11 protein-coding genes and 1 tRNA gene are annotated in these 14369 nt (G+C 44.3%); 4 read left to right on the top strand and 8 right to left on the bottom strand.

From position 1 onward, the window contains the following. Positions 1 to 116: 116 nt before the first annotated feature. Positions 117 to 866, bottom strand: coding sequence for a hypothetical protein (locus ACQY3H_RS05700; RefSeq protein ID WP_428075612.1), 750 nt, complete (start codon positions 864 to 866; stop codon positions 117 to 119). Positions 867 to 1004: 138 nt separating this feature from the next. Here ACQY3H_RS05700 and recO point away from each other — a divergent pair, with 138 nt between their 5' ends. After that, a complete protein-coding gene (recO, locus tag ACQY3H_RS05695; RefSeq protein ID WP_428075611.1) occupies positions 1005 to 1682 on the top strand; it encodes a DNA repair protein RecO in 678 nt (225 codons plus the stop codon). A gap of 558 nt (positions 1683 to 2240) precedes the next feature. On the opposite strand, the gene glyS is transcribed toward recO, so the two are convergent. Both glyS and ACQY3H_RS05685 read right to left on the bottom strand, forming a co-directional pair. Further along, positions 2241 to 4316: a glycine--tRNA ligase subunit beta gene (glyS, locus tag ACQY3H_RS05690; RefSeq protein ID WP_428075610.1), complete on the bottom strand. Its 2076-nt coding sequence runs from the start codon at positions 4314 to 4316 to the stop codon at positions 2241 to 2243. Then, positions 4313 to 5176, bottom strand: a complete 864-nt coding sequence (locus ACQY3H_RS05685; protein WP_428075609.1) for a glycine--tRNA ligase subunit alpha — start codon at positions 5174 to 5176, stop codon at positions 4313 to 4315. The genes glyS and ACQY3H_RS05685 overlap by 4 nt, the downstream gene beginning before the upstream one ends. Positions 5177 to 5254: 78 nt before the next feature. Here ACQY3H_RS05685 and ACQY3H_RS05680 point away from each other — a divergent pair, with 78 nt between their 5' ends. Further along, the gene (locus ACQY3H_RS05680; RefSeq protein WP_428075608.1) at positions 5255 to 5914 is read left to right on the top strand and encodes an HAD family hydrolase; all 660 of its coding nucleotides are present in this window, start codon (positions 5255 to 5257) and stop codon (positions 5912 to 5914) included. Positions 5915 to 5920: 6 nt separating this feature from the next. On the opposite strand, the gene ACQY3H_RS05675 is transcribed toward ACQY3H_RS05680, so the two are convergent. Together ACQY3H_RS05675 and lipA are read right to left on the bottom strand one after the other, a co-directional pair. Then, entirely contained in the window at positions 5921 to 6247 is a 327-nt protein-coding gene (locus tag ACQY3H_RS05675; protein ID WP_428075607.1) for a hypothetical protein, read from the bottom strand. A gap of 7 nt (positions 6248 to 6254) precedes the next feature. Next, entirely contained in the window at positions 6255 to 7163 is a 909-nt protein-coding gene (lipA, locus tag ACQY3H_RS05670; RefSeq protein ID WP_428075606.1) for a lipoyl synthase, read from the bottom strand. 62 nt (positions 7164 to 7225) lie between these two features. On the opposite strand from lipA, the gene ACQY3H_RS05665 reads away from it, so the two are divergent. Beyond that, positions 7226 to 9295 carry a SpoIID/LytB domain-containing protein gene (locus tag ACQY3H_RS05665; RefSeq protein WP_428075605.1) on the top strand — a complete coding sequence of 690 codons (2070 nt, stop codon included), beginning with the start codon at positions 7226 to 7228 and terminating at the stop codon, positions 9293 to 9295. Between the two features lie 17 nt (positions 9296 to 9312). Here ACQY3H_RS05665 and ACQY3H_RS05660 read toward each other — a convergent pair whose 3' ends face one another. The 3 genes from ACQY3H_RS05660 to hisS are packed head-to-tail and all read right to left on the bottom strand — an operon-like array spanning position 9313 to position 14111. Then, positions 9313 to 11085 (bottom strand): hypothetical protein, encoded by a 1773-nt coding sequence (locus ACQY3H_RS05660; RefSeq protein WP_428075604.1) that lies wholly within the window; start codon positions 11083 to 11085, stop codon positions 9313 to 9315. 51 nt (positions 11086 to 11136) lie between these two features. Continuing rightward, entirely contained in the window at positions 11137 to 12885 is a 1749-nt protein-coding gene (aspS, locus tag ACQY3H_RS05655; RefSeq protein WP_428075603.1) for an aspartate--tRNA ligase, read from the bottom strand. Beyond that, a complete protein-coding gene (gene hisS, locus ACQY3H_RS05650; protein WP_428075602.1) occupies positions 12882 to 14111 on the bottom strand; it encodes a histidine--tRNA ligase in 1230 nt (409 codons plus the stop codon). Before hisS ends, aspS begins: the two co-directional genes overlap by 4 nt. A 121-nt stretch (positions 14112 to 14232) precedes the next feature. Here hisS and ACQY3H_RS05645 point away from each other — a divergent pair. Beyond that, a tRNA-Ala gene (locus ACQY3H_RS05645) sits at positions 14233 to 14305 on the top strand. The last annotated feature ends 64 nt before the right edge of the window (positions 14306 to 14369 follow it).

The following is a 14369-nucleotide window of genomic DNA, read 5'->3' as shown; positions in this document are numbered from 1 at the left end:
TTTTTACAAAAGTGTTAAAAAAACCTCACAACTATTATATCTTTTCCGAAGATTATTTGCAAAAATTTCATTAAAAAATCCGGCGGATTAAGCCGGATTTTCTAATCAAACAGTTTTTAAGGTTCTACTACCGTATCGGGTTTTAACCGATAAAACCGTAAGCCGTCTTTGTCAAATTTTACCAATTGCCCCCGGTTTCGTTTGGGATAAAAAACAACAATGGCATCTTTTTTCTGTAACGATTGAGATTGCGCGTGTCCGGAATAAACGATTCCATCAAACGGTAAGGTATAAATGAGAACATCTTGTTTGGTAAGAATTTCTTGTGCCGGAATACCTTGCCCTTCATATAAGCGGTGGATATCCTGCACTAATGACTGTTGGTTATTATATTCCATTTTTCCGCCAATTTCTTGCCAACGGGTTTGCAAATCTACATTTTTATAGTTTATATCCCAACGTTGGATGATTTTTTCTAAATCCATCGGCACGAAATGATCCGTATGCCCCCGGCGGGTAGGTACTTCTAATCCGTAATCAATATTCAAATCTCCCGTTACCGAAAAAGAACGCACCGTTCCCACCCCGGGCACGTTAGTCGTCCCCGCGGATGCTTCTTTCGCCACACGTGTTTGTTCAACTCCCATTTTGGGTAAATTGGTTAAAACTGCGTTTGCGGCTTCTTCCGTCGCTCGGATTTGTTCCATTGCAGTTCGAGTCAACGCGTTTGTAATCTCGGAGGAAATTTTCCCGCCGCCTGTGACTGCTTTCCCCACTTGTATGAGACCCTCAATCTCTGGTTGGGCCATACAAACAGCCGGCAGACAACTCAATAAAACTCCGGTTAATAAAAGTTTTCTTTTCATTTCTTCTCCTTATTATCCTACTTCTTTATTTTATTGTAGATTAAATTTTTCCATATGCACAACGGCCAAAAGACCTAAAAATTTTCTAGGTCCGGTCCTATATAGAATACCGGGTTAAAATTTGCTATGCTTATTACAATGATATTTACCGATAAAGCCATTGTACTGCTTCGCCAAGCCTTTAGGGAAACCGACCGCGTGCTTTGTGTATATACCCGTGAGCACGGACGGCTTAATTTGCGCGTTCCCGGGGTGCTTCGTCCGACGGGGAAATTAAAAGCTCTTAGCGAACCGCTTATCTGTGCGGATATGCGTATCTATACTCGCGGGGGTGGTGTAATGGGCACGCTGACAGGTGGTAAATTAGAAAATGTTTTTCCGGCCATCCGCAACGATTTAAAACGTGTATCCTTAGCCTTGCACTTTTGTGAGTTAATGATGCGTTTAACGCCACTACACCAACCGAGCGAAGGAAAATTTGAATTATTATATCAAGCATTAACGGAACTTGAACAAAACGGTGCTAATTCCGCTTTTCAAGCGGCGTTTACGTTGCGGCTCATGATGCTGGCCGGGTTCGGGTTAGACCACCCGGTATTACATATTTCTCCGGAATTTTGGCAGAAAATGCACGAAGATAAATTTAGCAATTTGCTTTTTAGTGAGCCGGAAGATTTGCTTTCTCTTGCTAAATGTAACAATGTCTGCCGACGTTTCTTAAACCAATATCTTACCTATCCGTTACACACTTCAGAGAATTTTGGACTCAAAGAAGAAACTGCTTCTGTTGTTACACTTCAAACTATTGCACAATAAAAAGCCCCCCGGTTTATCCAACCGAGGGGACTAGTTTTGCACCTTCATCATTACTCCTTTACTGCAGCATGTACTACTTGCAGGCAACTTGGGATTTACTTCACACCTTAAGGATTCTTCCTCCCCGCCGAAGCAAACTATCAACCGGGCACAGAACCCACACTAAGAATACGGCCCACCAACCAATCGGCCCTACTCAAAGCCAGACATCTAATCTGTCACACGCAAGCCCAACGCTCATCACGCTACGCCCACGCCGTCCGATCCACCCCGCGAACGCCTTGCCCAAACCACGACTTCGGGAACGACCCTCCGCCACATTCATGCAACGCCCTTTCACAAGGCCAACCGGCAATTAGCATCTGCAACGGGCACCATCTCACGGGCACCCCACATCCGGCATGACACCCAACCGCCTACGGATGTACAACTCATATCTCTAGTATAAGGGAAAAGTAAAATTTGTCAAGGGGTAATTTTAAAATTATTTTTACCGTCGGAAAAATGAAAAAAACGGGACGTTTTTATGCGTCCCGTTTTGTTACTTTTTACGATTTTTTACAGCCGTGTAATATCCGCGCCGGTTTGCGCTAAACACGTACGTACGCGCGCGAGTAATGCCAGGCGATTATTGCGTACGGCCACGTCTTCGGCGTTAACCATTACTTCCTTAAAGAAAGTCTCTAGCGGAGCTTGGAAGGCAGTACACGTTTTTAAGCGGCTTAAATAGCCGTTTTTATCGGTAGTTTGCGGTAAAGCAGCCATTTGTTTTTCCACTTGCTGCACGGTTTCAAATAACATTTTTTCAGCCGGAAGTTCAAAACGCGATACGTCAATCTGCGCTGACACTCCATCGGCTTTTTTCAAAATGTTATTTACCCGTTTAGCGGCTTCCAATACGGCGGCAAATGCCGCATCTGTTTTAACGGTTTCTAACGCACTGACAAGAGCTTCTACTTGTGTAAGCGGCATTTCATACCAATCGGAAACACCGTCTAATACACCCGGTTGATGCCCGCGTTGTTCAAGCACAAGCGCCACACGTGCTTTTAAAAATGCGGGGAGTTCTTTGGTGCCTTTATCGGCCGTTTGCGCCGGATATAACGAAAGTGATTTCTCCACTAATTCTTTTAAGGAAACCGGGAATGCGCCTTCCAATAAAATACGTACCGCCCCAAAGGCTTGACGGCGCAAGGCAAAGGGATCTTCGCTCCCCGTCGGAATTTGACCGATTAAAAAGTTACCTACGAGCGTATCTATTTTCCCGGCCAGAGATACCAATTGCCCGGCCTTATCCGACGGCAAAACAGAGGTGCTCGTTAGCGGATAGTAAAATTCTTCCATCGCTTTAGCGGCATCTTTATGGCCTTCCAACGCGGCATATTGTCCCCCCATATAGCCTTGTAATTCAGGGAACTCATATACGACGTGACTGGCCAAATCTGCATATGCGTGCGAAGCGGCATAATCTACCGTATCTTTTAAGGCAGTTTGATTTGTTTTTTCACACAACCACAACGCAAGTTGTTGGGTACGTTGTGATTTTTCATACATAGAGCCGAGTCCTTCTAAAAACGAAATGTTTTTAAGTTTATTTTTGAAGATTTCAAGGCCTTCTTTTTTATCGTTTTCAAAGAAAAAAACCGCATCGGATAAACGTGCCGACATTACTTTTTTGAATCCGCCTTGCACTTCGTTTTGATTCACCGAAATACCATCACGTACCGCAATAAAATACGGTTGTAATTCCCCTTTATTGTTAAGCACCGGGAACATTTTAATTTGTTTTTTTAAGACGGTAGTAATAAGTTCTTTGGGCAGCGTTAAAAACTTAATTTCAAAGTCTCCGCTTACCGCCACCGGGTGTTCGGTAAACCACACCGTTTCTTCCACTAAACTTTCATCCAAATCGGCTTGATATCCGCGCACTTTGGCTTCATTGGAAACCGTTTTAATAAGGGCGTCTTTACGTTCTTGCGGAATTACCAAAACAGGTTGCGGTTGATTGCGTAAGAGTTCGGCATATACTTTTGCATCGGCGGTTGCTACTTTAATCGGTTTGCGCCCAAACGACGAGAGCGGATAGGTATTTCTGTTGGAAGTTACCCCGGCCACCGTAAATTTAATTACTTTATTTCCGTACAGACCGATCAGCGAACGAATCGGGCGACCGTAACGAAGCCCCGATTCTTCCCAAATCATATTTTTGGCAAATTCAAGTCCGGTAACCAAACGCGTAAAAATTTCAGGCAATAATTTAGCGGTCTTTTCACCTTTGATTTTGACTTTAGCGTAAATAAAAGGCCCCTTGTCCGTTTCTACAACGGTTAATTTTTCCGGAGCAATACCGTTCTTTTGGGCAAACCCGGCGCTTTGCGGGGTGAAATTTCCGTTGGCATCTTTTAATAATTTAGCGGGCGGCCCTTTGACTTCTTTTTGTACGTCAGCCGATTTGTCCGCGATATTGACAATTTCCACCACCAACCGGCGGTACGTACCAAACGCATTGATACGTTCATAAGAAATACGTTTTTCCGTCAATAAATCTGCGGCTAATTTTTCCAATTGCGCTAATGCCGGTTTCATAAACCGCGCCGGTAAATGTTCTACTCCGATTTCTAACAAAGCGTTCATTTCGCGGCCTCCTCTTTCTTTTCCACACTTTCCACATACGCTTTAGCGCACGCTTTGGCCAAGTTGCGAATTTTGGTAATGTTGTTAGTGCGTTCGGATACACTAATCGCGCCGCGCGCTTCTAACATATTAAAATAGTGTGACAGTTTCATGGTGTTATCATACGCCGGAAGGTATAAACCTTTTTTGCAAAGTGCAAAACATTCTTCTTCACATTCTTGAATATAACGACGCAAGTGTTCCACGTTAGATTCTTCAAAATAATAGTGCGAAAATTGACGTTCGCCTTCGTGGTGTACGTCGCGGTACGTGACGTTATCGTTCCAGCGCACGTCAAAGACGTTATCCACTTTTTGGCAGTACATCGCAATACGTTCAAGCCCGTAGGTAATTTCTACCGTAATGGGGTTTAACGCATAACCGGCCATATTTTGGAAATAGGTAAACTGTGTAATTTCCATACCGTCTAACCAAATTTCCCAACCGACGCCGGAAGCCCCTAATGTAGGCGATTGCCAATCGTCCTCAATCCACCGCACGTCGTGCTGTTTGGGATCTAAACCGATGGCTTTTAACGAATTTAAGTAAAGTTCTTGAATGTTTGCCGGAGCAGGTTTGATAATAACCTGATATTGATAGTATTTGCCCAAGCGGTTGGGGTTTTCGCCATAGCGGCCATCAGCGGGACGGCGGCAAGGTTCTACATAGGCGCGGCTGACAGGTTTTTTAGTAAGCGCGCCGAAAAAAGTTTCCGGGTTATATGTACCGGCTCCTTTTTCTACGTCATAGGGCTGAACAAGGATGCACCCTTGTTTCGTCCAATAGGTGTTCAAAGCGGATATAATATCCTGAAAATTCATACCGTATTTCATAACTATCTATATTATATAAAATAAGCAACATACCCGGTGAACAGCCGAAAATTATACAATGTAATTATGATCAAACATGTCATTTTTGATATGGACGGACTTTTGTTAAGTACCGAACCGATTTATTTTTTATGTTACCAACGTGCCGCTGACAAAATGGGGCAGACCTTCCCTTTTGAACTCTATGAAGCATGCGTAGGGATGAGTACGTCCGATGCGGCTAAAATTATTGATAACTATTTTAAGGGTGCCGTGGATGTTAAACAATTATACCGCTATGCGTATGATGAATTTGAAAATTATATTTTTAACGGCGGCGAAGTAGATTTCCGCCCCGGGGCCAAAGAAGCGGTACGGTATTTTAGCGAGCGCGGTTTTCTGCTGGCGCTTGCGTCGTCAAATATCCGGCGGTGGGTAGATTTTTTGTTAGATAAAAAAGGAGTCCGTCAATTTTTTCCGGTCATTACCACCTCGGAAGATGTATCTAAACCGAAACCAGACCCAGAGATTTATTTAGTTACTGCTTCCAAATTACACGCCGCCCCGAGCGAGTGTTTATCCTTTGAAGATTCTATTGCCGGAGCGACCTCTTCCATTACGGCGGGAATGCGCGTATGCGTTGTTCCGCAAATTAAACAGCCCGACACATTTGTACGTGAACGGGCGTTCAAAGTATATGAGTCGCTGGAAGATATTTATCCGGATATAGACGAGTTATTAAGGTAGATATACCTATTCTTGTAAAATACTGGGTGGCGGCAAGAACGATTCATCTTCCGCCGGCACAATACTCTGCGCCGAAGAATCACCCGACTCATTTTCCCCTTCTTCATCTTGCAAAGGAGTAAGTGTCATTTCTTCGTAGGCTTCATCTTGCAACGAAATATCTAATTCTTCCATAGGTTGCGGTGGACGATTTTGCGTGGCTACCGGGCGAACCGTTTTTTGTTTCTCTGTTTTGTCATAAGAACGACCGGTCGGGTTCCACCATGCAGGCGGATTTCCGGCACACGCGGCCAACCACAAACAACCCAGTAAAATGGAAAAAATTTTCTTCATAAATTTATTATACCTTATCCGTACGAATTTGTTTATCTTTTGCGCTAGCCGCACGGAAAAGCGCCCCCGCCCGGTAACTGCTGCGCACAAGCGGCCCGGCGGCAACTCCCTTAAAACCAAGGGATAGGGCTTGCTTTTCCCATTCTTTATATTCTTCCGGCTCGGGATAGCGTGCTACCGGATAGTGCTTGGCGGACGGAGCAAGATACTGCCCTATGGTAAGCAAATCTACACCGGCAGAGCGTAAATCACCAAGTAATTGGCTGATTTGCTCTTGCGTTTCGCCCAGCCCTACCATAAAACCCGATTTCGTTAAAATATGCGGCGCCAATTTTTTACTGTTTTCTAATACCGTTAGTGTACGCTTATACTGAGCGCCGGCGCGTACAAAAGGGTACAATTTTTCTACCGTTTCCACATTGTGCGCCAACACATTGGGCCGTGCAGATAAAATAGTTTTTAATGATTCTTGATTACCTTGCAAATCGGAGATAAGCGGCTCAATACAAACATCCGGCGTGCGGGTGTGAATAGCGTTAATTACACGTGCAAAATGAGCGGCACCGCCATCCGGTAAATCATCACGCGTAGGCATAGTTAACACCGCATAGCGGATATGCCACTCGTCAACGGCTTGGGCAACGCGTTCGGGCTCGGTACTATCGGGCGGCAAAGGCGTTTCGCGTGATACCGCACAAAATCGGCATCCGCGTGTACAACGTTCGCCAAGCACCATAAAGGTAGCGTCCCCACAATTAAAACATTCCCCTCGGTTGGGGCATTTGGCCGCATGACAAACGGTATGTAAAGCGTAACGTTGCAACGAATCTTCCGCCGACAACGCCACTGCCGAACGCAAGGCGGCTTTATTTTTCCCCACCATTTCTTTAAGCCAACTAGGAACAGGTAATGTCATACGTTTATTATACTAAAAGCATGGACGGGTAATATGATAAAATAAGTACAGTTACCAAGCGTATGAAAAAATTTTTACTGATTTTCGTGTGTTGTTTTGCAACATTTAATGCGTGGGCACAAACCGCTCAATTACCGACGGAAGAACGGCTACAAGAGGCGGCTGATTTGTATTTTTCGCACCAACCGGAAAAGGCATTATCCGCCTATATCACGTTATCCAAAGAAACGCAAGAAAGAGATGCTTTTTTAAACGCGGCCTTTATCGCTATGGAGCAAAACAACCCTAAACTGGCCGTAGATATTGCTACGGCGGCCTATCGTTTATATCCGCAAGACAGCGAAGTAATTCAAACTGCCGCCGATGCTTATTTGTCCGACGGCCAATATGCCAGTGCCGAGATGCTCCTTTCTCAACTGTCTGAACCGCCCGGACGCACGGAGTTGTTACATATTAATTTAGCGCGCGCACAAATCGGTTTAGGCGAAAAGAAATTGGCGAAATACAATTTACGGTTGGCCACCCACGGGAAAGTACATACCGCATTAGCGCACTATTTGTTGGGGATACTGTACGAAGAAGAAAAAGATTATAAATCTGCCGTTAAACATTTTAAGGTGGCTTCCGAGTACGACCATCAATTTATAGAAGCCAAAATGCACTATGCCCATGCCTTAGAAAAAACAAAAAATTACAACGAATCATACCGTCAATACCGTATGATTTACGCGCTTGAAAAAAATAATGATACCGTACGAAATGCACTTGCCAGATTACTGCCCAAACTTACCCGCACCGAAAAAGAACTGACCGCTACGAAACAACGAGATGATCATACCCTTGTTAAAATGATGCTTATTCCTGCCGGTAAAAAATATCCGCAGGAAATTAAAGTAGGCCTGGGTATGGGGCCCAGCGGCAAACCTCCCGCGCGCGATAATTTACAATTTTCCCCCTCCCATGATTTTACGGTTACCGATGATAAAGGAAAAGAAATTTTGCGCGGAAATGCAAAAGAATTTTGGACGGTGGTGTTAGAAAAAGGGCATTCCTATTTAGTTTCACCAACCGGTAAAAAAACGGCTTTTTCCAAATCAATAACGGTAAGCCCCGTATCCCACACCGCAGGAGAAGGCCATACGATTTTGGTAAAAAAGTTGATGAGCGGCGCGGGTATGACATGGGCCAGCATGGACGACAAAGAATATCGCGGCAAATTGCAAATTGTACATAATACGCGCCTTAATACATTAGTTCCTATCAATATACTGACGGTGGATGAGTATTTGCAAGGGGTCATTTCTTCGGAAATGCCGATCAAATTCCCCATGGATGCGTTACGCGCACAAGCGGTACTTGCACGCACGTATGCCCTGAAACATTTAGGAAAACATAAAGCATACGGCTTTGATTTGTGCGATACGCAAAACTGTCAAGTGTATGGCGGAGTAAGTGCGGAAAGCGAACGCGCTAACGCTGCCGTAGAATCTACTATCGGCGAGATTTTAACGTATAACGGAAAACCGATTGAGAGCGTTTTCTCGGCCAATTGCGGTGGTATTACACAAAGTTCTAAAGAAGCGGGTTGGAGTGAAACACCTTATTTACACCCCGTATCCGATTATAAGAATTTTGACTTTGATAACCTGCAACCGTATCAGTTCAAAAATTTATTGCAATACGATAATGATGCTTACAGCCGTTATGATAAAAATGTAAGTATGGCAGCATTTAGATGGGTACGCGTGGTGGAAGAAAAAGAATTAAGAGAAATCATTAAACGTAAGAAAAAAGATATCGGATCAATTAAAGCCATTATTCCGTTGCACCGCGGTAAATCGGGCTATGTCAGCCGGTTACTTGTGCAAGGAACCAAAGGTAGTATTACCCTTAATAAAGAAAATGTGATACGCAATAATTTAAGTTTAGGAATGCTTCGCAGCAGTTATTTTATGGTAGAACCCAATTATGAAAACCGCCAATTAAAATACTTTGTGTTTTACGGCGGAGGTTGGGGACACGGCGTGGGCTTTGATCAAACCGGTGCCGCCGGGCGCGCCGATGCCGGACAAGATTACAAAACAATCTTACACCACTATTTCCCCAAAGCCGATTTTGTGGACGGAAAATAACTTTTCGTTAATTTATTTTATTGTCCGGCCAGTTGTTGCTGGGCCTCATTTTGAATGGCTTGAATTTTTTGTTGCTTTTCTTGCGCAGACAAATTCGGATCGTCGCTAACCGCATTTATACGAGAGAACATATGTTGCAAAATCGGGCGGGCTTGTTGTTCAAAGGCTTGCCGTTGTGCCGGTTCTGCATGGGCAAGCGCCGGATCTTTCATCAGTTTATCCATCGTCATATTTACTTGATTAGTCTCACGTAATTCTTGCATTTTCGGAGATTGTTGGAGTTTGAGCAACTTTTCGTTAGCCTCTTGACGGACTTGATTTAATTGCGTTTGCATTTCTAAGTAGGACAAATCACGGCGGCTTAAAATTTCGTTGGCCTTGGCATCATGTTCACGATAAATAGAATCTATAAGTTCTGCCCCGGCCGCGCCATAAATAGTTCGGGCCGTACTGTTTTTTTCTTGGCGTTCTTTCTCTAAATTTTGGGCAAAAGCCGTTTTTTCTTCCGGGCTGGCTACATAACGTTGAGGGGCCGTATTTCCTTTTTCTTCTTCTTGTTGCATTTGAGTCAACATATCTTGCGTCCGTTGATCCTCGGCACTACGCAGCCCTTTTAACGATTGACCATTGGCCACTAAGGCCTGTTCCATTTCTTTGCGTTGGGCACGCTGATTTTCTAACGATTGGCGATAATATTCTTCGGCAGAAATATCTTTTTGTTGGGCAAGTTGCAAATCTTTTTCACGGTATTTTTCCATGATATCCCCCAGTTGTCCGGCCATCTCATCACCATATAACTCGGCTAAATTTTGTTGAAAAGCACTATCTCGAGCCTCGCGTTCTGTTTTCAAACGTTCCAACCCGCTCTTTTGGCTGATTTCCTGTAATTTTTGGTTATATTTTTCGCTGATAGAACGCGTTTGTTGTTGGAGTTGTTCTTTCGTTATATTGGCTTGTCCAAGCAAATTCATTACTTCGTGTTTATAATTTTCCATTTGTTTGGATGCTTCGGAAGCCGCCTTGTTTCCAAATGCTTTTTTCATACTGTTGACCATGCCGGCGGTTTGTCCGTCAATTTGTTGTTCTAATGTGGCAAAAGGGCTGTTTTTATTACCGGAATTATGAGATAAATATTTCTCTATATTCATATCTTTTTTACTTTTAGGTAAAAAGGCACGCAATACGGCCGCTTCTATGGCACCGGGCAAACTTTGTAATTGCTGATTTAACGTATTGGCTTGTTCTTTTGTTAATGCAGACATATACGGAGCCAAAGGATCAAGCGGTTGTTTTTGTTGTCTATTGGCGTTGTCGGTTCGCACGTCTCTGCCGGCTAATTGATTGACTTGCTGGCGAGCCGTAACCCTAGTTTGATTTTCCGCATTCAAACGGGATATAGATGTCATCCCTTGATAAGGCGAAGACGTTGATGCGGGAGAAGATGACACGGTATCCATAAACAATTCATCACGGTCGGTGTCATATATCTGACCGGTAGTAGGGTTTTGTAATTGTTGATTATATCTTGCCGACGGAGTATACGGCCCGTTTTGGCTAGCATATCTTTTGTCAGGAGACAACGACGAGTTATGCGGTTCGTCCATTTCGTCTTCAAAAAACTCTTGGGCTTTGAGTTGGGCTAACGATAACTCCGGCTGATTGGATTTTGATTTTTTGGAATTAGCCCAATGAAGTTGCGGATTAGAAGAGTACAAAATCGCCGCGCCAATAATAAGCAAAATGGCGATTGTAAATAATAACGGCATCAGCGATTTTTTTTGTTCGTTCATAGTCTCTTTAACAAATAAGGCCGGGCCGCCCTAAAAAGCGGCCCACTTTTATTATTCTTTTCTAATTTCAATACCAAGTTCTTCTAACTGTTTTTCATCTACTTTGTTAGGAGATTCCGTTAACGGACACGATGCTTGCGCCGTTTTGGGGAACGCAATCACTTCGCGAATAGATTCTTCCCCGGCGAGCAGTGCCGTAATGCGGTCTAACCCAAGGCCGATACCGCCATGGGGAGGAGCGCCGGCTTCTAATGCATTTAAGAGCATTCCAAAGCGGATGGCTGCGTCTTCTTTGGAGTGTTTCATTAAGGCCAAAATACGTTCTTGTACGTCACGGCGGCAGTTACGTACGGAACCGGAAGCAAGTTCATTTCCGTTAAGTACTAAATCAAACTGATACGAACGTACCGAGCCGGGGTCTTTTTCCAAATTCGGCAAATCTTCTTCTACGGCTGCCGTAAAAGGATTGTGGGCTGCATCCCAGCGATCTTCTTCCGGGATATATTCCAACAGCGGGAAGTTGGTAATCCACGCGAATGCCCAGTCGGTTTTTTGCGGCAACTCTTTGACGAGTTCTTTGCGTAGTGCCCCCATAAAATTTTGACACGTGCGTTTTTGCGCGTCACTACCTACTAACATCAAATCACCGTCTTGCGCATTTAAGGCTTGTTTAAGGGCGTTCAGTTCTTCGGGCGTGAAAAATTTAGCCGCGGGACCTTCGTAATTTTCACCTTTGACTTTAAGCCATACAAGTCCTTTAGCGCCGTTTTTCTTAGCCAGTTCGGTCAGTTTATCTAATTTTCCGCGCGAATAAGCGGCCCCTTTTTCACCTTTGAGTGCATAAATCGCACCGTTAGCGGCAAGCACCTCTTGGAACACCTTAAAGCCGGTGTTTGCAAACAATTTTGTAACATTGACAAGTTGCAAATCGTAGCGCAAATCGGGCTTATCCGAGCCGTATTTATCCATGGCTTGGTCAAACGGAAGTTTGATAAACGGCGTTTGCAATTCTTTGCCGGCCGTTTTGAAAATTTCCTTCATGAGCCCTTCCACAATTTCGTGAATATCGTTAATCGTCACAAACGACATTTCCATATCAATTTGTGTATGTTCGGGTTGGCGGTCTGCGCGCAAATCTTCATCACGAAAGCACCGCGCTAATTGAAAGTAGCGATCAATGCCGCTGGCCATTAGGGTTTGTTTGAACATTTGCGGGCTTTGCGGCAATGCATAAAATTCTCCATGGTGCACACGAGACGGGACCAAATAATCACGCGCGCCTTCGGGCGTAGAACGGGTTAAAATAGGCGTTTCCACTTCCAAGAAACCTTGCGCATCCAAATAACGCCGTGCGGCTTGCGCGATACGGTGACGCAATAATAAATTGGCATACATTTTAGGATTGCGCAAATCTAAGTAACGGTATTTTAAGCGGATTTCCTCGGCCACACCGCGTGAATTTTCCACGTCAAAAGGCAAGGGAATACACGTATTTAATACTTTCAAATCTTCCACTAAAATTTCAATTTCGCCCGTTTTCATATTCGGGTTAACGGCGCCTTCAATGCGGCGTTTGACCGTACCGGTAACTTCAATTACATATTCGTTGCGAAGCCCATATGCAATGTCAAAAAACGGACTATTAGGTTCTACGACAAGTTGACACACCCCGCTACGGTCGCGCACGTTGATAAAAAGCACTCCGCCGTGGTTGCGGTAACTGTTCACCCAACCGCATAAAGTTTGTTTGGTACCCAGTAATTTAGCGGTGATATCTCCGCAGTAATTCGTTCGTTTCATACTAATTTTTTTACCTCATTTGCTAAAGCATCAAAGGAGACTTTTTGCTGTTCTCCCGTCTGTAAATTTTTTATAGTGACTTCACGTGCGGCTAATTCGTCCGAGCCGATAATAACCGCGTACGACGCCCCACACCGGTCGGCTTGTTTCATTTGCCCTTTGATGTTTTTATCAAAGAGTCCACCTTCCGTTTTAATGCCGGCGGCGCGCAATGTCTGCATCAAATTAAACGCGGCTTCGTTGCAAGTTTTATCCATGGACACAAAGTAAATACTTTTGGGGTTGGCAAATGCTACGTCGCCACGTGATAAAATCACACGCTCTGCACCCATGGCCCATCCGATAGCCGGAGTAGCCGGGCCGCCCATGTTTTTCACAAGCGTATCATATCTCCCCCCTGCCGCAATCGCGTTTTGGGAAGCATCACCCGCCTGAAATTCAAATACAGTGCGGGAATAATAATCAAGTCCGCGTACAAGCATCGGATCTACTACAAAATTGATTTTACCTTGGAGCAAGCGTTGTACTTCGTCAAAATGTGCTTGGCACTCCGGGCAGAGTTGCATCGTAGGAACACGCCCCGCAAAACGGGCCCCGTCAATTTTACAATCTAACACACGCAAAGGATTTTTTTCCAAACGTGTTTGGCAGTTTTCGCACAATGTATCTTTTTCGTTGGAAAGAAAATCAATCAGCGCTTGACGGTAAAGCGGGCGGCATTTATCACACCCTAAACTATTGATTTTGACGGTATAATTTTTCGCGCCGAATTTAGCAACGATATCTTTTAACATTAAAATTACTTCGGCATCGGCAGCCGGAGCGGAGTTGCCGATATATTCGGCACCGATTTGTTCAAACTCGCGGTAACGACCGGCTTGTGGGCGTTCGGCACGGAACATATTGCCGATATAATAAAACTTTTGCACAGGTGCTTGTTGGACAAAATTATTTTCCAAATAAGCACGAACTACACCGGGGGTGCCTTCCGGGCGGATAGCCAGTTGGCGGTGTCCGGCGTCCTCAAAAGCGTACATTTCTTTTTGGACGATATCTGTAGTTTCTCCGGTAGATTTTACAAATAATTCTTTTTGTTCTACCGTCGGTAAGCGCAGTTCGCTAAACCCGTAAAGAGAAAACACTTCGCGGGCGCAAGATTCTAATTGGGTAAAATTTTTTGCTTGGGGTTCAAAAATATCCCGAAACCCTCTAACTAATTTAGCCATATAAGATATTTTAGCATTTTATACGCGCGTACGGAGTGAAGAAAAAAACAGATGAATTTTGAAAAAGATTTTCATATTTGTTATAATAAGTATGTTGTTGAAAGAAGTAATACCGATTTACGGGCGTGTAGCTCAGCTGGGAGAGCGCCTCGTTCGCAACGAGGAGGTCGTCGGTTCGATCCCGATCACGTCCAAAATTTAAGAACCCTACGTAAGTAGGGTTTTTTAATTTTATATGTGTACGAATCGAACAGACCG

The sequence above is a fragment of the Candidatus Avelusimicrobium luingense genome, from assembly GCF_902757105.1.
GTDB lineage: Bacteria > Elusimicrobiota > Elusimicrobia > Elusimicrobiales > Elusimicrobiaceae > Avelusimicrobium > Avelusimicrobium luingense.
Note: the sequence above shows the minus strand (reverse complement) of the source record. Positions and strands in the feature narration are given on the sequence as shown.

Bases quoted from the DNA above. Each gene is read 5' to 3' on its own strand.
- lipA (WP_428075606.1), bottom strand. From the start codon at position 7,163: ATGACATTACCTGTTCCTAGTTGGCTTAAAGAAATGGTGGGGAAAAAT.
- recO (WP_428075611.1), top strand. From the start codon at position 1,005: ATGATATTTACCGATAAAGCCATTGTACTGCTTCGCCAAGCCTTTAGG.
- ACQY3H_RS05665 (WP_428075605.1), top strand. From the start codon at position 7,226: ATGAAAAAATTTTTACTGATTTTCGTGTGTTGTTTTGCAACATTTAAT.
- glyS (WP_428075610.1), bottom strand. From the start codon at position 4,316: ATGAACGCTTTGTTAGAAATCGGAGTAGAACATTTACCGGCGCGGTTT.
- ACQY3H_RS05660 (WP_428075604.1), bottom strand. From the start codon at position 11,085: ATGAACGAACAAAAAAAATCGCTGATGCCGTTATTATTTACAATCGCC.
- ACQY3H_RS05700 (WP_428075612.1), bottom strand. From the start codon at position 866: ATGAAAAGAAAACTTTTATTAACCGGAGTTTTATTGAGTTGTCTGCCG.
- ACQY3H_RS05675 (WP_428075607.1), bottom strand. From the start codon at position 6,247: ATGAAGAAAATTTTTTCCATTTTACTGGGTTGTTTGTGGTTGGCCGCG.
- aspS (WP_428075603.1), bottom strand. From the start codon at position 12,885: ATGAAACGAACGAATTACTGCGGAGATATCACCGCTAAATTACTGGGT.
- hisS (WP_428075602.1), bottom strand. From the start codon at position 14,111: ATGGCTAAATTAGTTAGAGGGTTTCGGGATATTTTTGAACCCCAAGCA.
- ACQY3H_RS05685 (WP_428075609.1), bottom strand. From the start codon at position 5,176: ATGAATTTTCAGGATATTATATCCGCTTTGAACACCTATTGGACGAAA.
- ACQY3H_RS05680 (WP_428075608.1), top strand. From the start codon at position 5,255: ATGATCAAACATGTCATTTTTGATATGGACGGACTTTTGTTAAGTACC.